Annotated in this window: 17 protein-coding genes and 1 riboswitch; of the genes, 11 read left to right on the forward strand and 6 right to left on the reverse strand. The window is 39.0% G+C overall.

The features are described 5' to 3' along the window. The first annotated feature begins 309 nt into the window (after nucleotides 1-309). Nucleotides 310-1323 carry a LysR substrate-binding domain-containing protein gene (locus ABN099_RS15275; RefSeq protein WP_349464875.1) on the forward strand — a complete coding sequence of 338 codons (1014 nt, stop codon included), beginning with the start codon at nucleotides 310-312 and terminating at the stop codon, nucleotides 1321-1323. Nucleotides 1324-1391: 68 nt separating this feature from the next. Here the strand turns inward: ABN099_RS15275 and ABN099_RS15280 are convergent, their stop codons facing one another. Genes ABN099_RS15280 through ABN099_RS15290 form a run of 3 tightly spaced genes read right to left on the reverse strand, consistent with a single transcriptional unit; the run spans nucleotide 1392 to nucleotide 3837 of the window. Next, nucleotides 1392-2570, reverse strand: coding sequence for a M20 metallopeptidase family protein (locus ABN099_RS15280; protein ID WP_349464877.1), 1179 nt, complete (start codon nucleotides 2568-2570; stop codon nucleotides 1392-1394). Further along, nucleotides 2570-3019 carry a hypothetical protein gene (locus ABN099_RS15285; protein ID WP_349464879.1) on the reverse strand — a complete coding sequence of 150 codons (450 nt, stop codon included), beginning with the start codon at nucleotides 3017-3019 and terminating at the stop codon, nucleotides 2570-2572. The genes ABN099_RS15280 and ABN099_RS15285 overlap by 1 nt, the downstream gene beginning before the upstream one ends. Next, entirely contained in the window at nucleotides 3016-3837 is an 822-nt protein-coding gene (locus tag ABN099_RS15290) for a DUF3100 domain-containing protein (protein WP_349464881.1), read from the reverse strand. The genes ABN099_RS15285 and ABN099_RS15290 overlap by 4 nt, the downstream gene beginning before the upstream one ends. Nucleotides 3838-4426: 589 nt before the next feature. Between ABN099_RS15290 and poxB the strand changes: the two genes are divergently transcribed. Continuing rightward, nucleotides 4427-6151 carry a ubiquinone-dependent pyruvate dehydrogenase gene (gene poxB, locus ABN099_RS15295; protein ID WP_349464883.1) on the forward strand — a complete coding sequence of 575 codons (1725 nt, stop codon included), beginning with the start codon at nucleotides 4427-4429 and terminating at the stop codon, nucleotides 6149-6151. 104 nt (nucleotides 6152-6255) lie between these two features. Here poxB and argE read toward each other — a convergent pair whose 3' ends face one another. Beyond that, nucleotides 6256-7413 (reverse strand): acetylornithine deacetylase, encoded by a 1158-nt coding sequence (gene argE, locus ABN099_RS15300; protein ID WP_349464885.1) that lies wholly within the window; start codon nucleotides 7411-7413, stop codon nucleotides 6256-6258. A 100-nt stretch (nucleotides 7414-7513) separates the two neighbouring features. On the opposite strand from argE, the gene argC reads away from it, so the two are divergent. From argC to oxyR, 5 genes are all read left to right on the forward strand, one after another. Further along, the gene (gene argC, locus ABN099_RS15305; RefSeq protein ID WP_349464887.1) at nucleotides 7514-8518 is read left to right on the forward strand and encodes an N-acetyl-gamma-glutamyl-phosphate reductase; all 1005 of its coding nucleotides are present in this window, start codon (nucleotides 7514-7516) and stop codon (nucleotides 8516-8518) included. Between the two features lie 20 nt (nucleotides 8519-8538). Then, entirely contained in the window at nucleotides 8539-9312 is a 774-nt protein-coding gene (gene argB, locus ABN099_RS15310; protein ID WP_349464889.1) for an acetylglutamate kinase, read from the forward strand. Nucleotides 9313-9389: 77 nt separating this feature from the next. Next, a complete protein-coding gene (locus ABN099_RS15315; RefSeq protein WP_349464891.1) occupies nucleotides 9390-10598 on the forward strand; it encodes an argininosuccinate synthase in 1209 nt (402 codons plus the stop codon). A gap of 78 nt (nucleotides 10599-10676) precedes the next feature. After that, on the forward strand, nucleotides 10677-12059 hold the full coding sequence (gene argH, locus ABN099_RS15320) for an argininosuccinate lyase (protein ID WP_349464893.1): 1383 nt from the start codon (nucleotides 10677-10679) through the stop codon (nucleotides 12057-12059). A gap of 233 nt (nucleotides 12060-12292) precedes the next feature. After that, a complete protein-coding gene (oxyR, locus tag ABN099_RS15325) occupies nucleotides 12293-13195 on the forward strand; it encodes a DNA-binding transcriptional regulator OxyR (protein ID WP_349464895.1) in 903 nt (300 codons plus the stop codon). A gap of 6 nt (nucleotides 13196-13201) precedes the next feature. Here oxyR and sthA read toward each other — a convergent pair whose 3' ends face one another. Beyond that, nucleotides 13202-14599 (reverse strand): Si-specific NAD(P)(+) transhydrogenase, encoded by a 1398-nt coding sequence (gene sthA / locus ABN099_RS15330; RefSeq protein WP_349464897.1) that lies wholly within the window; start codon nucleotides 14597-14599, stop codon nucleotides 13202-13204. A 199-nt stretch (nucleotides 14600-14798) separates the two neighbouring features. Here sthA and fabR point away from each other — a divergent pair, with 199 nt between their 5' ends. Both fabR and ABN099_RS15340 read left to right on the forward strand, forming a co-directional pair. Beyond that, complete coding sequence (gene fabR / locus ABN099_RS15335) at nucleotides 14799-15485, forward strand: HTH-type transcriptional repressor FabR (protein WP_349464899.1); 687 nt, start codon at nucleotides 14799-14801, stop codon at nucleotides 15483-15485. Further along, the gene (locus ABN099_RS15340; protein ID WP_349464915.1) at nucleotides 15485-15883 is read left to right on the forward strand and encodes a YijD family membrane protein; all 399 of its coding nucleotides are present in this window, start codon (nucleotides 15485-15487) and stop codon (nucleotides 15881-15883) included. The genes fabR and ABN099_RS15340 overlap by 1 nt, the downstream gene beginning before the upstream one ends. Nucleotides 15884-16010: 127 nt before the next feature. Here ABN099_RS15340 and trmA read toward each other — a convergent pair whose 3' ends face one another. Continuing rightward, nucleotides 16011-17108 (reverse strand): tRNA (uridine(54)-C5)-methyltransferase TrmA, encoded by a 1098-nt coding sequence (trmA, locus tag ABN099_RS15345; RefSeq protein ID WP_349464901.1) that lies wholly within the window; start codon nucleotides 17106-17108, stop codon nucleotides 16011-16013. Nucleotides 17109-17222: 114 nt separating this feature from the next. Beyond that, nucleotides 17223-17446, forward strand: a riboswitch (cobalamin riboswitch). 72 nt (nucleotides 17447-17518) lie between these two features. Between trmA and btuB the strand changes: the two genes are divergently transcribed. Beyond that, entirely contained in the window at nucleotides 17519-19372 is a 1854-nt protein-coding gene (gene btuB / locus ABN099_RS15350; RefSeq protein WP_349464903.1) for a TonB-dependent vitamin B12 receptor BtuB, read from the forward strand. Further along, nucleotides 19317-20183 (forward strand): glutamate racemase, encoded by an 867-nt coding sequence (murI, locus tag ABN099_RS15355; RefSeq protein WP_349464905.1) that lies wholly within the window; start codon nucleotides 19317-19319, stop codon nucleotides 20181-20183. Before btuB ends, murI begins: the two co-directional genes overlap by 56 nt. Nucleotides 20184-20489 lie beyond the last annotated feature (306 nt).

A 20489-nucleotide genomic window follows, 5' to 3' on the forward strand; every position in this document is an offset into this window, starting at 1 on the left:
TGCATAATAAAAAGGGTGATATATCTAGCAAGTAATATACTGCCAAGGGGCATGATATAGCGCTTATGAGCAAAATTAAAATAGCAATAATTTATTTTTATTTATTATTCTATCGAATGATAAAAATAGAAAAGTGGATAATAGATTAAATATCGCTATTCTTATTAATAAAGCGATATAAAGAATAAGAATTACTGGATATAAAAACAGATATACAGCTACGCTTTATCAACCAAAGATATTAACAATAATCATTTTATAAAATTAATAATTAACCGCATATTTGTGCAGATTAACCCAGGTACCCTAATGAATATTAATCAACTGAAAAGCTTTGTTGAAGTCGTAAAGAATAACTTCAATATTACCAATGCTGCGGAGAAGTTATATACCTCTCAGCCGACAATCAGTAAACAGCTAAAAATATTAGAAGATGAACTGAGTGTTTCTCTCTTTGTCCGTAAAAATAATAACTTACTTGCACTGAGTCCCATGGGAAAAGAGGTACATAAAATTGCCTGTGATATTCTTGGGCAAGTAGATAAAATAAAAAGTATTGTTGCAGAAGAAGATCGTAATAAAAAAGTCGATTTACATATCGCGACAACGCATACCCAAATACGCTATTCGTTGCCCAATGTGATAGACCATTTTCGCCGTTATTACCCTAATATTTCACTGCATTTTCATCAAGGTGCACCTGCGCAACTAGCTGAAATGGTAAAGAATGGTGATGTGGATTTTGCTATCGCTACTGAATCTATGCATCTGTATGAAGATTTGGTCACGCTCCCTTGTTATCGTTGGACTCGTAGTCTATTAGTCCCTTATGATCATCCTTTAGCTCAACTTGCTGATAATGAGTTAGTGACTATTGAACAACTTGCTCAATATCCGCTGATCACTTATGTATTTGGTTTCACTCGAGGTTCTAAGTTAGATAAAGTATTTTATAAAAATAATCTGAAGCCTAAAGTGGCGCTAACAGCGACAGATACAGAAATTATTAAGTACTATGTAAAACGCCATCTTGGTATCGGTGTAATCGCTACAGCTTCTTATGATGAGAAAGAAGATAGTGAGGCGTTAAAATGCATTAATATCGACCATTTAGTTCAGCCTAGTTATACGCATATTTGCCTAAGTAAGCATACGCATATGAAAGATTATATGCATGAGTTTATTTCGTTATACGCACCTCATATTGATAGAAATATTATTCAGATGCCAGAACAGTGGGAAACACAATGGCATAGCAAAGAGGTGTATCAAGAACTTCCTGATTTAAATTCTGTTAGTTTGACCGATGAAGTCACACAATAGTTTATCTTAGAAATAAGAAAGCCCGTTTTGCGGGGGCAAAAACGGGCTTAAGGCAGAATAGAGTGTGATTAGCGAGTCAGAATATTAACAAATATCTGAGCACCAACTAATAAGCAATCATCATCAACAAAATAAGGATTAGCGTGAAGGTAGTTATTAATACCTTTCGCTTGATTACCGCTACCTAAAAAGAACATGGCACCTACTTTGTCTTTTGTCGCGTTAACCATATAGCTGAAATCTTCGCTACCTGTCATTGGTTTACCCTTCGACTCAATATTCTCTTCAGGTAAGAATTTACGAGTCGCTTCCAGTAGACGCTGATAAGCAGTAGGGTGGTTTATTACCGCAGGATAACCTGTTGCCGTTAAAGTCGTTTTAAATCCACCAGCTGTACTACGAGCAACAATTTCATTGAAACTTTCTTTCAGTATTTGATCGGTATTTTCATCCATAGAACGAATAGTACCGCGAGCTTGCACGTGATCAGCTAATGCATTAGGGATCGTTCCACCGTTGATCATGCCGCAGCCAAATACCGCAGGGCTAAATGGATCGGTTTTTTTCGCTACAACGTAATCCATGTAATCAATAAGACGTGTTGCTTCACGAATGGCATCTAAACCTTTATGAGGTGTTGAACCATGAGCTGAAATACCGTAAACATCTAATGTCCACGCTGAACCATAAGAAGACATCACACCATCATTAAAACGCACACAACCCGTTTCAATTGCCGCATCATTATGAAGTGCATAAGTCTCGTCTACGCCTTCCATGCAACCCAGTTCAACCATTTTATTGGCACCAGGAACACGCATATCTTCTTCTGCCATTTGGAAAATAAAACGCACGTTTGCGCTCATCTCTTCACGGTTTTCGGCTAGATATTTCGCACTGGTTAACGCCATCGTCATGTGGGTATCGTGACCACAGTTATGCGCACAACCTTGGTGAACAGAACTATGTTCATTGTTGGTTAAGTCTGGCATTTCTAATCCGTCCATATCAGCACGGATTGCAATTAATGGAAATTCTGAATTAACAATTAAATCTGCAGTAAATCCAGTATATCCATCAAACGTTTTAATTTGATAACCAAAACTTTCCATTAATTCACGACAGTATTTAGATGTCTTATATTCTTCACCAGATAGTTCAGGTATTTTATGAAGATCTTGTCGTGTTTTTTTACTAAAGTCATTTAATTGAAATAGTTTTTCGCTGACGTTATATAAATTATTCACTAAATTACTCCCTGGATACTAAACCCGATTTGAGCGACGATAGATGCCCCAAAGAAACAGCAGGTTGAAACAATCATGAAAATAAGAATAACTTTCCATGACATTTTTTTAAGTTCTTCTAATTGTCCGCCAACAGATAAACCCGCAAATGCTAATAACGGCACACAGCAAGATAAAAAAGAAACTTTACCAATCGAACTAATAAAGAAATCTCTTACCGGAGTTTCGGGTAAACAAATAAGGATCCCGATAATTGTTGCATAAGCAAATGTTGGTAAAGATGACGGTAAATAATGTTTTGCAATGAGTGAAATAAATACCACTAATGACATAGCAATAAAGCTATCCCACATTGCATAAAGCGCGATCCCTGATGTTAACGTCTGAGTAAACATTGCCAGTAAAATAGCAACGAATACAAATTTCATATCAATAATTATATTTTTCATGCAGTTTTGCCTCTGGTGAAAATTTTATAAATTTTTTCTGAAAGAGGTAAACCTAAATAGGTTAATGACAGTGCGCCAAGTGCTGAAGATAATAAGTTAGATGCCGCGGCAACACTGAGAACTTGTTGTGCTAATGCTTCATCTAATCCGTTAATTAATGCACCAGATGCTGCGCTTAACATTGATCCTGAACCAACACCAGAGCCTGCGGCAAGCGCAAGTGGATGTAATCCGGTTAATGGCGCGATACTACCTAATACACTAAACCACAAAGTACCGATAACAGAACCACATAAATAAATGGCTAATACACCAATATATTCTTGTGAGCCAGTACCGAATTTACCTTGAATAACGGCAATAGAGGGTTCACGGCTAATAGATGAACAAGCACCAATTGCACGACGACCAAATCCAAATTTAATCGCTAATGGAACAGCAATTAATACTGGTAATAAGTTGCCGATTTCCTGAACAAATAAAGGAACACCAACACTTAAAATCATTTTAATATTAGGAACAATCATTCCTGCATATTGCGTACCTAAAATAAGTAGGCTGAAACCTACCATTTTACCGCAGAAGCCTTCTTCTTTTTCTGTAAATAATTTACCCCATACTTTTATTTTTTTACGGGTAAATCCAGCAGATATAAACATACCAATAATGACAGCAAACAACATTGGTAGAATAGGTATTACTGCAATGCCAATCTTAATTTCTTTTTTACCAATCACATATTGTGAAATAAATATTAAGAAAAGGACTGCCAGAATACTAATAAAGAAAACCTTTATTGGACTTCTACTTTTGTCCATCCGTTAATCTCCGTGGAAAAATAATCAGGCTCTATTTTAAAAGAGAAAAAGCCAAAGGTAGCGTGACCAATGTCATGTTTATTTCATACCTCTTTTTCATGGGGCATGAAATAATATAATGGTGATAATTTTATTAACAAATTGGGTTAAGTTAAATTATTGAGTAAAGACAAGTAGTAAGGCTGAAATGAGTCAGCTTAATTGTTAATAAAAGAGTGAGAAGAGAAAACGTTAATTAAAAAATATTTTAAATATTAAAATAAACCTATAAGGTCATATTGTCTAGCGTTGGATTATATTAATACGTTATGAATGCGATATATTCTTATTTGGTGCGATAATTTACTATTCTATCATAATTTTAATGAATGGATTTATTTATTAGATTTCCTTTATAAACATTTACTGTCCTAATATTCACTCTACAGTGACATTATTGCGATAGGTGTTATTCTTTATATTTGAGTTAGTGACGAAATTTTCTCTGTAAGCTGTCCCAAGAAAGTGGTGTATTTATCTTGAGCGAATAAGAGAGTAGGCAGTAAGCAGAGGAGTAAACTTAGCGCCAAAATAAAGGAAAACGACCTCTATGAGTAAGCAAACAGTTGCAACCTATATTGCTAAAGTGCTCCATAATGCGGGTGTAAAACGTATTTGGGGTGTAACCGGTGATTCACTAAATGGACTAAGTGATAGCTTGCGAAAAATGGGAACTATTGAATGGATGGGGACGCGCCATGAAGAGGTTGCTGCTTTTGCTGCTGGTGCGCAAGCTGCAATAGATGGTCAACTTGCAGTGTGTGCAGGCTCTTGTGGACCTGGCAATTTACATCTTATTAATGGGCTTTTTGATTGTCACCGTAACCATGTTCCAGTGTTGGCTATTGCTGCACATATTCCTTCTGCTGAAATTGGTAGTAATTATTTTCAAGAAACACACCCCCAAGAGCTATTTCGCGAGTGTAGCCACTATTGTGAACTCGTTTCTAATCCTGAACAAATCCCCCAAGTCTTGGCTATCGCAATGCGTACCGCGATTTTAAAAAAGGGTGTTGCGGTTGTAGTATTACCGGGTGATGTAGCGTTAAAACCTGCCCCAGAAGATGCGAGAGAGGATTGGTATCCGTTACAACAGCCCCTTATCATGCCAAATCGCTTTGAAATTGAAAAATTATCAGATGCGTTAAATAGTGCCAAAAATATTACTCTATTGTGTGGTGCCGGTTGTGAACAAGCTCATGATGAAGTGGTGAAGCTTGCTCAAACATTAAAAGCACCCGTAGTACATGCATTACGTGGTAAAGAATATATTGAATGGAAAAACCCTTATAGCGTAGGTATGACAGGGCTGATTGGCTTTTCATCAGGCTATCACGCGATGGAAAATGCCGATACTTTAGTGTTATTAGGAACTCAGTTTCCTTATCGACCATTCTACCCTTCAAAAGCTAAAATTATTCAGGTTGATATTAATCCAAGTAGTATTGGTTCACATTGTCATGTGGATATGGCGATGGTGGGCGATATTAAAGCCACACTTAACGCATTGCAGCCCCGTTTAAAAGAGAGAAGTGACACGACACATCTTGATGCTTCGTTAAAACATTATGCTAAAGCGCGCCAAGATTTAGATACACTTGCGCAGCCAAGTGAGCGTGAGCTTATTCATCCACAATACCTTGCTCGTCGATTAAGTGAACTTGCTGATGATAATGCCATTTTTACTTGTGATGTGGGTACGCCAACCGTGTGGGCGGCACGCTATGTCGCCATGAACGGAAAACGTCGTTTACTCGGTTCGTTTAATCATGGCTCTATGGCAAATGCCATGGCTCAAGCGATAGGGGCTCAGGCATTAGATAGAAAACGCCAAGTGGTCGCAATGTGTGGTGATGGTGGATTTACCATGTTAATGGGTGATTTTATCTCACTCGCGCAAATGAATTTACCGGTGAAAGTGATTATTTTTAATAACAGTGTATTGGGCTTTGTGGCAATGGAAATGAAAGCCGGTGGCTATTTAACCGATGGCACTGATCTACATAATCCTGATTTTGCCGCTATTGCTAATGCATCAGGAATTAAAGGTATTCGTGTTGAACAAGGTGAAGATCTCGATAGTGCACTGAAAGAGGCATTTGCACATGATGGTCCTGTAATCGTCGATGTAGTAACAGCAAAACAAGAGCTTTCAATGCCGCCAGAAATCAAATTTGAGCAAGCTAAAGGTTTTAGTCTCTATATGATGAAAGCCATTATTAATGGTCGAGGCGACGAGATTGTTCAACTTGCAAAAACTAATTGGTTACGATAATTAATCGCCATAGAACGGTATAATAACGAATAAAGCCAGCAACTACGCTATTTGTGCCGCAGTTGCTGGCTACTCATTGCTTAATCGTAATTTATTTCACATCATCATTTTGAATTTAAGCAGAAATTCTCAATTAGTTGCCCCATTAATTCACGAGTTGGCTCAATAAACGCCATATCAATAAATTCATCAGGTTGATGTGCTTGTTCAATAGAGCCAGGACCTAAAACTAAAGTAGGGCACAGATCCTGAATAAAGGGTGCTTCAGTGCAGTAGTTTACAGTCTGTGCTTTTTCGCCTAATAGTTTTTCGATCACCGCCACCATTTTATGATCCGTTGGGCATTCATAACCGGGGATCGGATCATGTAAAGCGTCAACCGAGAGGCGACCAGGCCAACGTGCTTTAACGGGCGCTAAGGTTTCATGCAGTAAATCATCTAAGTCTTGCAGCGTTAATCCCGGTAAAGGGCGAATATCCATATGTAATTCACAGCAAGCACAAATTCGGTTTGCTGCATCACCGCCATTAATATAACCAAAGTTCATTGTGGGATAAGGAATAACAAATGCAGGATTGTTATAGCGCGTTTTTAAGGTATCGCGCAGTGTACTAAGGTGTGTGATCGATTCATGCATTAGCTCTATCGCGTTTACGCCTTTTTCAGGATCGCTAGAGTGCCCAGATTGCCCTGTAATACGTATCGCATTCGATAAATGCCCTTTATGAGCCCGTATTGGTTTTAACGATGTGGGTTCGCCAATAATGGCAAAATCAGGGCGGATCGTCGTGTGTGCAGCGAAATAACGAGCGCCAGCCATTGAGGTTTCTTCATCTGCGGTGGCTAAAATATAGAGTGGATGAGTGAGTTTTTCAGTATCAATATCTCGTAACGCATCAATAATAAAGGCAAAAAAGCCTTTCATATCCGCTGTTCCTAAACCATATAATTTGCCTGCTTTTTCAGTCAGAGTGAAGGGATCTTGTGTCCAACGACCTTCATCAAAAGGTACGGTGTCGGTATGACCACAAAGTAACAATCCTCCATTTCCCTTTCCTAATGTTGCTAAAAGGTTAAATTTACCTCTTGTTTCAGGTACTGGTTGAATTTCAATTGAAAAACCTAATGTTTCCAACCAATTAGCAAGTAAGTTGATCAGCGATTCATTGCTTTGGTCTGTTTTCGCATCGGTTGCACTGATCGACGGTGTTGCAATTAATTGACGATAAAGCTCAATAAATGTAGGTAATTTAATATTCACTGTTGACAGCCTTTCTTCATAATAGTATCAATATTCATGCACTTTTTTTGAATAAAAATACATTAATCGGTTTGTGTTCATAGTACAAGGTAAGAATGACATGTTAAATACCCTGATTGTAGGAGCAAGTGGTTACACTGGCGCTGAGTTAGCGGCATATCTTCAGCGTCATCCTCATGTGAATCTGAGCAGACTTATGGTTTCTGCACAGAGTGCAGATGCTGGTAAATGTTTTTCTCAACTTCATCCTCAGTATCGAGGTTTAGTTGATCTACCTTTAGAGCCAATGGTGGATGTTGCAAAGGCAGCCGAAGGTATTGATATCGTTTTTTTAGCAACAGCACATGAAGTTAGCCATGACATCGCCCCCATTTTTTTAGAGCAAGGTTGTGTGGTGTTCGATTTGTCAGGTGCTTACAGAGTACAAAATAAGCATTTTTATCAACAATACTATGGATTTGAGCATAAGAATACTGATTGGTTATCTCAGGCAGTTTATGGGCTTGCTGAATGGAATGCAGACATTATCAGCCAAGCGCAATTAATTGCTGTGCCGGGGTGTTATCCAACAGTCTCTCAATTGTCACTAAAACCTTTAGTAGAAGCAGGATTATTAGATACCACACAGTGGCCAGTCATTAATGCCACCAGCGGTGTCAGTGGTGCTGGCAGAAAAGCATCCTTAACCAGCAGTTTTTGTGAGGTGAGTTTGCAGCCTTATGGTGTGTTTACGCATCGCCATCAGCCTGAAATTGCTACTCATCTTGGTATTGATGTCATTTTCATACCGCATCTTGGTAATTTTGCTAGAGGCATTTTGGCAACCATCACTTGTAAATTAAAAACAGGTGTAACAGAAGATGATGTGAGACAAGCCTTTGAGGAAGCTTATTTAGATAAACCGTTGGTGCGTGTTTATGAATCAGGTTTGCCTGCATTAAAAGCCGTTGTGGGTACCGCATTTTGTGATATTGGCTTTGCTCAACAAGGTGAACATCTGATTGTCGTCGGAGTTGAAGATAACTTGTTGAAAGGGGCAGCCGCTCAGGCTGTTCAATGTATGAATATTCGGTTTGGTTTCGCACAAACCGAATCACTTATTTAAATAATGAGTAGGAACGTTTCATGGAACCATTAATTGTCAAACTGGGTGGTGTGTTACTAGATAGTGAAGAAGCTTTAACGCGTTTTTTCGGTGCTTTGCAACAATATCGTTCAACACATTCTCGCCCTTTAGTCATTGTTCACGGTGGCGGTTGTTTAGTGGATGAATTGATGAGTAAGTTGCAGTTACCCGTAGTTAAAAAGCAAGGATTACGCGTTACACCTGCTGATCAGATAGACATTATCACAGGGGCTTTAGCGGGAAGTGCAAATAAGACACTACTGTCATGGGCTACGCGGTTTGGTCTTAATGGTGTGGGACTTTCTCTTGGTGATGGACAATCAGCAACGGTTACTCAAATAAATGAAGAATTAGGACACGTAGGGTGTGCACAACCGGGTTCTCCTGCGCTGCTTACCTTACTACTCAATGCAGGGTATCTGCCAATTATCAGCTCTATTGGTATGACAGAACAGGGTGAGTTGATGAATGTGAATGCTGACCAAGCGGCAACAGCAATTGCGCAAACATTAGGTGCGGATTTAGTCCTGTTGTCTGATGTAAGCGGTATTTTAGATGGCAAAGGACAAAAAATTGCTGATATGTCTGCTGAAAAAGCACAGGCATTAATCGACCAAGGCATTATCACTGACGGCATGATTGTAAAAGTTAATGCAGCACTAGAGGCAGCAAAAACACTAGGTAGACCTGTTGATATTGCAAGCTGGCGTCATGCTGAAAAATTAACAGCGCTGTTTAATGGTATTGCAGTAGGCACCCGCATTTTAGCTTAATCATTATTACGTTAATCACTTATCAATATATTGATAGTTGGCAGAATTAAAACAAATCAGGAATGAAGGTTATCACTATGACTAAAGGTATTAAAAAAATCGTATTGGCATACTCCGGCGGGCTTGATACTTCGGCGATTATTCCTTGGCTAAAAGAGCATTATGATAACTGTGAAGTTATCGCTTTTGTTGCTGATGTAGGACAAAGTCGTGATGATTTAGTGGGCGTAGAGCAAAAAGCACTAAGTTCTGGTGCAAGTGAATGCCATATCGTTGATTTACGTGAAGAGTTTATCAAAGATTACGTTTATCCAGTGCTAAAAACTGGTGCGTTATATGAAGGCAGCTATTTATTAGGTACTTCAATGGCTCGTCCTGTTATTGCTAAAGCGCAAGTTGAACTTGCATTAAAACTAGGTGCTGATGCGGTTGCTCATGGAGCAACAGGTAAAGGTAACGATCAGGTACGTTTTGAAAGTACTTATGCTGCCTTAGCACCACAATTAAAAGTCGTTGCACCTTGGAGAGAGTGGGATTTACGTTCTCGTGAAGCGCTGTTAGATTATTTAAAAGTGCGTAATATTCCAACGACTGCAACACTAGAGAAAATTTATAGCCGTGATGAAAACGCATGGCATATCTCAACGGAAGGTGGTGTTTTAGAAAGCCCATGGAACGCATCAAACGAAGATTGTTGGGCATGGACCGTTGATCCTAAAAAAGCACCGGATACACCAGAGTTAGTCACTGTGACGGTAAAAGCAGGAGAAGTGGTTGCGGTTAATGGTAAAACGCAATCACCTTTTGAATGTTTAGATACCTTGAATGCGTTAGGTGTAAAACATGGCATTGGACGTATTGATATAGTTGAAAACCGTTTAGTGGGTATGAAATCCCGTGGCTGCTATGAAACCCCAGGGGGCACTATCATGATGGCAGCGCTGCGTGGTGTTGAGCAACTCGTACTTGATAGAGATGCATTTAAATGGCGTCAACAATTAGGCTTAGAGATGTCTTATGTGGCTTATGACGGACGTTGGTTTACACCAATTCGTGCATCACTTCAGGCAGCAGCTGAATCATTGGCTCATGATGTTAATGGCGAAGTGGTATTAGAGCTTTATAAAGGTCATGTAAATGCAATTCAGAAAAAATCAGATAACAGTCTGTATTCTGAGGCGTTCGCAACTTTTGGTGAAGATGAAGTTTATGACCATAGCCATGCTGAAGGTTTTATCCGTTTATATTCACTGCCATCACGTATTCGGGCATTAAGTAAGAAATAAGGTTAAGTAATAGAGTGATGCTTTCGGGTGTCACTCTGCACTCTTTTTTATCATACAGAATAAATACAGGAATCGATTATGGCACTCTGGGGCGGACGTTTTAGTCAGGAAGCTGATCAACGGTTTAAACAATTCAATGATTCACTGCGGTTTGATTTCCGATTAGCGCAACAGGATATTTTCGGTTCTGTAGCGTGGTCTAAAGCGTTGGTTACCGTGGGCGTATTATCACAAGATGAACAAGCTCAGCTTGAACAAGCATTAAATGAGTTATCTGAAGAAGTTGTCGCTAATCCACAGTCTATTTTACAAAGTGATGCTGAAGATATTCATAGTTGGGTTGAAAGTAAACTTATCGCTAAAGTAGGCGACTTAGGTAAAAAACTACATACTGGGCGTAGCCGTAACGATCAGGTCGCTACAGATTTAAAGCTATGGTGCAAAGAAGAAGTTGCCCATCTTCGTGAAGCAATCGTTGAATTACAAAAAGCGTTAGTTATTACCGCTGAACAGAATCAAGATGCGGTAATGCCAGGTTATACCCATTTACAACGTGCTCAGCCAGTCACTTTTGCTCATTGGTGTTTAGCTTACAATGAAATGCTGGTAAGAGATGAAAGCCGTTTAGCGGATGCGCTTAAGCGTTTAGATGTTAGTCCTCTTGGTTGTGGTGCATTAGCAGGTACTGCCTATGATATTGATCGTGAGCAACTTGCTGATTGGTTAGGTTTTGCCAGTGCAACCAATAATAGCTTAGATAGCGTATCAGATAGAGATCACGTATTAGAAATCTTATCTGCCGCCGCAATTGGCATGGTGCATTTATCTCGTTTTGCCGAAGATTTAATTTTCTTTAATAGTGGTGAAGCGGGTTTTATTGAGCTTTCAGATAAAGTGACGTCTGGCTCTTCATTAATGCCACAAAAGAAAAATCCTGATGCACTGGAATTAATTCGTGGCAAGTGTGGACGAGTTCAAGGTGCATTAACTGGCATGATGATGACCTTAAAAGGTTTACCTCTTGCTTATAATAAAGATATGCAAGAAGACAAAGAAGGTCTGTTTGATGCTGTTGATAGCTGGTCTGATTGCTTACATATGGCAGCATTAGTGTTAGATGGTATTCAAATTCGTCGTCCTCGTTGTACTGAGGCAGCAAAACAAGGTTATGCCAATGCAACTGAGCTTGCAGATTATTTAGTTGCTAAGGGTGTGCCATTTCGTGAAGCCCACCATATTGTTGGTGAAGCAGTGGTGAGTGCCATTGAACAGGGTAAAGCGCTTGAAGAGTTAGCATTATCTGAGCTTCAAATGTTTAGTGAAAAAATTACTATCGATGTTTACGATATTCTATCGTTACAATCTTGTTTAGATAAACGACTCGCAAAAGGTGGCGTCTCTCAAAAGCAAGTCACTTATGCGCTGGCGATAGCAAAAGAACATTTAGGGATGAACAAGTAACTTATGCTTTTTTCATAACAAGATATTGTCCTTATTGAAGAACAGGGTGTAATACACCCTGTTTTTTTATAGGAAATTGCCGATATTAATAAACGTGATTAATTGATTTGCTCTTATTAATTAATAAGAAATAGTAAAAATAAGCGCAGAATAATGCTCAATTGATAGAAAAATTTATCAGTTGTTATATTATCTATAGATATTAACTATCAGCAATAACTGTGGGATCTGCAATGAATATCCGAGATTTGGAATATCTGGTGGCTCTGGCTGAGCATAAACATTTTCGCCGTGCGGCAGATTCTTGCCATGTAAGTCAACCAACGTTGAGTGGGCAAATTCGTAAACTTGAAGACGAATTAGGTGTGATGTTACTTGAAAGAACAAGTCGTAAGGTTCTTTTTACTCAACAGGGCTTATTGCTGGTGGATCAAGCCAAAACCGTTTTACGTGAAGTGAAAGTGCTACAAGAAATGGCTTCATTACAAGGCGAAAGTATGGCTGGGCCTTTACATATTGGGCTTATTCCTACTGTTGGACCTTATTTATTGCCTCATATAATTCCTCAGTTGCATCAAAGTTATCCTAAATTGGAGATGTATCTCCATGAAGCTCAAACACAAAGCTTATTAGCGCAGCTAGATAGCGGAAAACTTGATTGTGCTATTTTGGCAATGGTAAAAGAGAGTGCACCTTTTATCGAGGTTCCTTTATTTGAAGAGCCAATGAAATTAGCTATTTATGAAGGACATCCTTGGCATGATCGTAGTTCGGTCCCAATGGGGGATCTTGCTGGTCAGCGTTTATTGATGTTAGAAGATGGGCACTGCTTGCGTGATCAAGCTTTAGGTTTCTGTTTTCAAGCGGGTGCTAAAGAAGATACCCATTTCAGAGCAACCAGTTTAGAAACATTGCGTAATATGGTTGCAGCAGGCAGCGGAATTACATTGTTGCCAGATTTGGCGGTGCCTTCCGAGCAAAAACGAGATGGTGTCTGTTATTTAGATTGCACGGATCCATTCCCATCACGTTCTGTTATTTTGGTTTATCGTCCCGGATCGCCTTTGCGTAATCGCTATGAGCAATTAGCTGAGACAATCCGAGAACATATGACCGCGTACTATGCGTCTAAATAAGGCGCATTAAAATAGGCGATTTAAACCATTTAATGCCGCAACACGATAAGCTTCTGCCATTGTTGGATAGTTGAAGGTCGTATTAACGAAATATTCGATAGTATTACCTTCACCTTTTTGTTCCATAATAGCTTGCCCAATATGAATAATTTCAGCAGCACGCTCGCCAAAACAGTGAATTCCTAATATCTGTTTTGTCTCACGGTGAAATAGAATTTTTAAACTTCCTACATTCATACCTGCAATTTGAGCTCGTGCAAGATGTTTAAACTGAGAACGACCCACCTCGTAAGGGATTTTCATTGCAGTGAGCTGTTGCTCTGTTTTTCCAACAGAACTAATTTCAGGAATAGTATAAATACCTGTTGGAATATCTTCAATTAGATGTGTTTCAGTTTTTCCTGTCGTAATGGCTTGTGCTGCAATGCGACCTTGATCGTATGCCGCAGATGCCAAACTTGGGTAACCAATAACATCACCTACTGCGTAGATATGTTCACAGCTGGTTTGATAATGTGTGTTGATAGCAACTAATCCTCGGCTATCCGTTTTAATGCCCACATTTTCTAAACCGAGGGTATCGGTATTACCTGTTCGACCATTTGCATAAAGTAGGCAGTCTGCTTTTACTTTTTTGCCTGATTTAAGATGAACAATAACGCCATCTTCAACACCTTCAATGGTTTCGTACTCTTCGTTGTGGCGAATAACAATGCCGTTATTCCAAAAGTGGTATGAAAGTGCATCTGACATCTCTTGATCCAGAAAAGATAGCAGGTGGTCGCGAGTATTGATTAAATCAACTTTTACTCTAAGTCCTCTAAATATAGAGGCGTATTCACAACCAATCACACCAGCACCATAAATGATCACATGACGAGGCTCATGTTCAAGATCGAGTATAGTATCGCTGTTATAAATACGAGAATGAGAGAAATCGACATCAGGTGGACAATAAGGACGAGAGCCTGTTGCAATAATAAAGTTATCTGCTGAAAGAATATCACAAGTCCCATCAGGGTAACGGACACTTACTCTATGTTCGTCAATAAAAGCCGCTTCGCCAGAATACATTGTGCAACTATTACGCTCATAAAAGCCTTGGCGCATTTTAGTTTGTTGGCGAATAACTGTACCCGCTTGGCTGAGTATTTGAGAAAAAGAGGAGTTAATAAGATGGGATTGGTCACTATAAAGTGGGTTTTGATTAAATTCGATAATTCGGCTAACAGCATGACGTAACGCTTTTGATGGGATAGTTCCCCAGTGGGTACAACCGCCACCAACTTTATTGTAGCGTTCAATAACAGCAACGCGTTTTCCTTGTTTCACAAGTCCCATGGCCGCGCCTTCACCACCAGGACCTGAACCGATTACAATTGCATCGAAATGAGAATGTTGCATAGGAAGAGACCTGTTTTATACAAACCGACAACGACATATTAACATTAGAATGATTAATAGCCCAATTGACATTAAGGGCATTAGTCACACTTTATTTAACTTTTTATGAGAATGTGTCTTTTGGGATGATTGGACGCACTGATTTTTTTACAAAGTTTGATATATTGATAATAAACCAATTAGGATTATCAGGATTTCTGTGAGTAATAATATTGGCATCAGAGCTAAACAAAAAGAGAAGACCCGTCGTTCTTTAATCGAAGCGGCATTTAGTCAACTTAGTGCAGAACGTAGTTTCACTAGCCTAAGTTTACGAGAAGTGGCTCGAGAAGCTGGTATTGCACCGACTTCATTTTATCGTCATTTCAAAGACGTTGATGAATTAGGGCTTACAATGGTCGATGAAAGTGGACTGATGCTACGCCAATTAATGCGACAAGCACGGCAACGCATTGCAAAAGGTGGCAGTGTTATCAGAACCTCGGTTGCTACCTTTATGGAGTTTATTGGTAATAATCCCAATGCGTTTCGATTGTTATTGCGCGAACGCTCAGGAACTTCTGCTGAATTTCGTGCTGCTGTCGCACGAGAGATCCAACATTTTATTGCAGAACTGGCAGACTATCTTGAGCAAGAAAGTAGCATGCCACGCTACTTTACAGAGATGCAGTCTGAAGCAATGGTCACTATTGTATTTAGTGCAGGCGCAGAAGCGCTAGATATTGATATTGAAAAACGGCAAAAACTAGAAGAAAGATTAGTATTACAACTGCGTATGATTGCCAAAGGCGCTTATTATTGGTATCGACGCGACCAAGAAACACAAACGCCTTTACAAAATAACCTCGATACAAAGAAAAAAACGCATCTGAAAGGAGACAAATGATGGAACAAAATCGCTGTGAAAAAAGCACGCTATTACTTGCCGCAGTCATTGGTGTCGCTTTACATGGTACTTATTCAACACTATTTAATTCACTGGTTGAATGGTCAATTTTCCCGATATTAAGCTTAGTATTAGCAGTCTATTGTTTACACCAACGTTACCTACATCAGCCAATGACTGATGGAATGCCAAAATTAATATTCTCATTCTTTTTGTTAGGATTTTTTGGTTACAACGCTTATATAAGAATGGGTAATCCTGAAATGGGATCAAACTTCTTCTCTTCTGTTGCAATTGTTGTGATGGCATTGTGGATTTATCGTCAAATCAAGCAACGTCAACGCTTACGTGTGCAAGCTGAAGAAGCTGAAAGAGCTTCACAAGCAGAGCAGTACTAGTCTGTACTTAGCTCTTTATTATAAATAAACACAGCGAAATTTTGACACCAGCAAGTTATCTTGCTGGTGTTTTTGTTTAAATCGGTATTATAAGAGGATTTTTTGCTATAACAGAAGAAATAAGCAGTTATCGTTTCTCTAATAAAACACCGCATTCCATATGATGGGTATATGGGAATTGATCGAATAATGCTAACTTGCTGATTTTATGTGTTTTAATCAGTATTTCTAAATTCTGACAAAGCGTTTCTGGGTTACAAGAGATGTATAAAATGCTAGGATAATTTTTAACCAACTCAACAGTTTTCTCATCTAATCCACTACGAGGTGGATCCACAAAAATGGTTTCACACTGATAATCTGTTAAATCAACACCTTCTAAACGCTTAAATGCTCTAACACCGTTCATTGCTTGAGTAAAATCCTCAGCAGACATACGAATAATTTTTACATTATCGATATGGTTCATCGCAATATTGTATTGAGCGGCATTAACAGATGGTTTTGCAATTTCTGTCGCTAAAACACGATCAAAATTACGCGCAAGCGCTAATGAGAAATTACCATTACCACAATAGAGTTCAAGTAAATCACCTTTTGCACCTTCAGTGACACTTAATGCCCACTCCAACATTTTAATATTGACCTGTGCATTAGGTTGCGTGAAGCTATTTTCTACTTGGCGGTAAATCATCTCTTTGCCTGCAACGTGCAAAACTTCATCTATAAAATCGTTATCAAGCATAATTTTGGTTTTAGACGCGCGACCAATTAACTGCACATCAAAACCTTGGGAAATTAATGTTTGGCGTAATTCGTTCGCGGCATGCTGCCAAGCTTCATCAAGCTTTTTGTGATAAAGCATTGAGACAATAATTTTATTACTTAAGGTAGAAAGATAATCGACCTGAAATAACTTATGTCTTAGTAATGGTTTATCTTCTATTTCTGCTAACAGCGCGACCATCATTTTATTAATCAGTTGGCTTGCAACAGGAAATTGATCAACACGAATACGCTGCTTAGTCTCTTGATCAAACATTATATGATAAAGGCAATCCTGCTCATGCCAGATACGGAACTCAGCACGCATACGATAATGCTGTTCTGGTGATGAAAAAACGTCAGGTTCTGGTGCATTAAATGGCACCATCATCGTTTTTAATCGTTGTGTTTTTTCATTCAGTTGAGACTGATAGGTTTCCGTCGGTAATAAATTCTGCATGATAATCAGGCCTTGTCTTTGGCAGTAATAAAGTTAAGCGAGCGAAATTGTAGAGATCATTATGGAGATGTCCAGTTTTCTTCATGTTCAATTTCTGGACTCAATAGATTTGAAATCGTAGCATGTTAGCTTGGTCTCCTAATAGGAGTAAAAAGGGAATCTGGTGCAAAGCCAGAACTGACGCGCAGCGGTAATAGGATTAAGGGTAATAAAAGACACTGCAATAATGCATTTATTTCTTATATAGACAATAAATGTTGTGGGAAGTCATTGCCTGAAATAGAGAACAAATCTATTTAGCCTAAAGTCCGAATACCTGCCAAAGACCTGTCGCATCTTAAATTAAGTACGCGTCTTACTTAATTTTTGCGGCATCCTGCTCTTTATTTTTCTGTTGGATGCAGATTTTCATGAATAATAAAAAAGTGTGTTTTATTTCGAGTGTTGCTTTAGCGGTGATGGCGAGTAGTTCAAGTGTATTAGCGGATGATAAAGATAAGCTCAGTGTTACAGCGAATCGCTTTCAAGAACCTATTTCTTCTATTTTAGCTCCCGTAACTGTAGTTGACCGTGAGCAAATTGAACGCTGGCAAAGTAATAGTGTACTTGATGTATTACGTAGAATGCCGGGTATTGATGTTGTCCAAAGTGGTGGAATAGGGCAAATGAGCTCTGTTTTTGTGCGTGGTAGTGAATCAAGACATGTGTTGATATTAATTGATGGTGTGCGTACTAACCAAGCTGGGATTTCTGGTTCTTATGATATGAGCCAACTTCCTTTGGCTTTAGTGCAACGAATTGAGTATATCCGAGGTCCTCGTTCTGCGGTTTATGGTTCTGATGCTATTGGTGGAGTCATTAACTTTATTACTAAACGCCAAAATGATGGAACAACACTTAATGCGGGCATTGGTAGTAATGGTTATCAAAACTACAATGGTTCGACACAGCAAAAAATAGGTGATAACACGACAATATCTGCTGCTGGTGGATATAGTTATACCAAAGGTATCTATGCAGTTGATGATACTGTACCTGTTGCCGCACCTTTTCATAATAAACATGGTTTTATGAATAAGTCTTACTGGCTTGGCGTTGATCATATTTTTAATAATAATTTCCAAGGATATGTGAAAGGTTACGGCTATGATAATCGTACAACTTATGTTGCATCTTATGCTGGTAACACAGACCAAAGTAAAGCTTATAATCGTAACTATGAGGCTGGAATTAAATTTAATAGGGATATCTATTTTAGCCAATTGATCACAGCTTACAGTCAAACTAAAGACTACAACTATATTTCTACTAATGGTCGTGATGGTGAAGGTTCATCAGTAGACAACGCCAAGCAATATAATGTGCAATGGGGGAATACACTGTTAATCCCTACTGGCATGATTAGTGCGGGCGTTGATTGGCAAAGACAAACTATCGAAGCTAATTCGGCATCGGTACCTAATCAACGAACTGTTGATAATTCAGGTTTATATCTCACCACTCAAAAACAGTTAAATTCATTAACCGTTGAGGGTGCCGTTCGCTCTGATCATCACGATGAATTTAATTGGCATACAACATGGCAAACAAGTGCAGGCTGGGAGTTTATTGATGATTATCGATTAATTGCTTCTTATGGTACGGCATTTAAAGCACCAACACTTGGTCAACTTTATGCAGATAACCCAGCATGGAACACAAAAGGTAATCCCAATTTAAAACCAGAAGAGAGTAAACAGTGGGAAGCTGGTCTTGAAGGTATTACTCAAGGAGTTGACTGGCGTTTATCTATATATAAGAACGATATTGATAATTTGATAGCGTTTAGCAACAACACTTACATTAATTATAGTAAAGCTAAAATTAAAGGTGCTGAATGGGTTGGTGAAGTTGATACTGGATTATTACACCATCAGCTTACATTACAGTATCTCGATGCAAGAGATAGCAATAATCACTTATTAAGCCGCAGAGCAAAGCAACAACTTAAGTATCAAGTAGATTGGACGGTTGCAGATATTGATGTTGGAATTAACTATCAATATATAGGAAAACGTTATGACACGGACTTTAATCAATTTCCAACGAAAAGAGTGAAGCTAGGCGGTATTAGTATTTGGGATTTAACTGCGTCATATCCTATTACATCTCAATTATCAATTCGTGGTAGAATAGCCAACCTGTTTGATAAAGATTATGAGACAGCTTATGGCTATCGCACGCCAGGACGTGAATACTTCCTCACAGGAAGCTACAACTTCTGATGCACTACTTGCCGCTAACCCGACTGTGTTGGTTTTTGACTCAGGGGTTGGCGGTTTATCCGTTTATCGTGAGATCCGTGAAAAACTACCGGAGGCTCATTATATCTATGTTTTCGATAATGAAGCGTTTCCTTATGGTGAAAAATCTGAGGCGTTCATTATTGAACGTGTCGTTAATATAATAAGTGCTGTCGCACAACAGCATGACCTCGCGGCTATTGTTATTGCTTGCAATACAGCCAGTACGGTTAGTCTTCCTGCTTTACGAGAGAGATTTACTGACATTCCAATCGTTGGTGTTGTTCCTGCAATTAAGCCTGCGGCGAAATTAACCTGTAATGGTGTTGTTGGATTACTTGCTACCAGAGCAACAGTGAAACGACCTTATACTCACGAGTTAATTGAAAGATTTGCCACAGACTGCAAAGTTCACTCTTTAGGGTCTGCTGAGCTGGTAGAGTTGGCTGAAAAGAAACTTCATGGTGAAGATATCTCTTTAGAAGAGCTACGCAAGATATTAGCACCATGGCTAAAGATGAAAGAGCCACCAGATACTGTTGTATTAGGTTGTACTCATTTCCCTTTATTAGCAGATGAACTACTTGCAGTATTACCTGATGGCACGCGAATTATTGATTCTGGTGCTGCAATTGCACGAAGAACTGCGTGGTTGGTCGTAAATCAAGCAAAAATAAAAGGTTCAAATGAAATTAGTTTCGCCTATTGCTTAAAAGAAGATGAGAATAGCGAATTACTAAAACCTGTTTTAGCGAGTTTTGGCTTTAAATCACTCAAAAAATTGGTGCTTTAAGTGCAATTTGGTGGAAAATTCAACGGTCAGTAAAAAAACTCAAAAAAAGTGTTGCCAGCTTCATAAAACTCCCTATAATGCGCCCTCGTTGTCACGGCAAACCACGCTAAGTGAGTTAGCCGAGAGAACAGAAAAATAAAGTGGAAAGCCTTATAAAATAACGCTTGACACTGAATGAGGAAGATGTAGAATGCACCTCCTCGCAACAACGCAGAAGACCGGAAACGGCAGCAATTGTTGCACTGCTCTTTAACAAATTATCAGACAATCTGTGTGGGCACTCGCAGAGACGATATCTTCTAAAAT

This window comes from Proteus hauseri, assembly GCF_040139125.1.
Classification (GTDB): Bacteria; Pseudomonadota; Gammaproteobacteria; order Enterobacterales; family Enterobacteriaceae; genus Proteus; species Proteus hauseri_B.

Excerpts from the sequence above, each read along its gene's own strand:
- ABN099_RS15275 (WP_349464875.1), top strand. The coding sequence starts at position 310 with ATGAATATTAATCAACTGAAAAGCTTTGTTGAAGTCGTAAAGAATAAC.
- ABN099_RS15285 (WP_349464879.1), bottom strand. The coding sequence starts at position 3,019 with ATGAAAAATATAATTATTGATATGAAATTTGTATTCGTTGCTATTTTA.
- ABN099_RS15290 (WP_349464881.1), bottom strand. The coding sequence starts at position 3,837 with ATGGACAAAAGTAGAAGTCCAATAAAGGTTTTCTTTATTAGTATTCTG.
- poxB (WP_349464883.1), top strand. The coding sequence starts at position 4,427 with ATGAGTAAGCAAACAGTTGCAACCTATATTGCTAAAGTGCTCCATAAT.
- argC (WP_349464887.1), top strand. The coding sequence starts at position 7,514 with ATGTTAAATACCCTGATTGTAGGAGCAAGTGGTTACACTGGCGCTGAG.
- argB (WP_349464889.1), top strand. The coding sequence starts at position 8,539 with ATGGAACCATTAATTGTCAAACTGGGTGGTGTGTTACTAGATAGTGAA.
- ABN099_RS15315 (WP_349464891.1), top strand. The coding sequence starts at position 9,390 with ATGACTAAAGGTATTAAAAAAATCGTATTGGCATACTCCGGCGGGCTT.
- argH (WP_349464893.1), top strand. The coding sequence starts at position 10,677 with ATGGCACTCTGGGGCGGACGTTTTAGTCAGGAAGCTGATCAACGGTTT.
- oxyR (WP_349464895.1), top strand. The coding sequence starts at position 12,293 with ATGAATATCCGAGATTTGGAATATCTGGTGGCTCTGGCTGAGCATAAA.
- sthA (WP_349464897.1), bottom strand. The coding sequence starts at position 14,599 with ATGCAACATTCTCATTTCGATGCAATTGTAATCGGTTCAGGTCCTGGT.
- ABN099_RS15340 (WP_349464915.1), top strand. The coding sequence starts at position 15,485 with ATGGAACAAAATCGCTGTGAAAAAAGCACGCTATTACTTGCCGCAGTC.
- trmA (WP_349464901.1), bottom strand. The coding sequence starts at position 17,108 with ATGCAGAATTTATTACCGACGGAAACCTATCAGTCTCAACTGAATGAA.
- btuB (WP_349464903.1), top strand. The coding sequence starts at position 17,519 with ATGAATAATAAAAAAGTGTGTTTTATTTCGAGTGTTGCTTTAGCGGTG.
- murI (WP_349464905.1), top strand. The coding sequence starts at position 19,317 with ATGGCTATCGCACGCCAGGACGTGAATACTTCCTCACAGGAAGCTACA.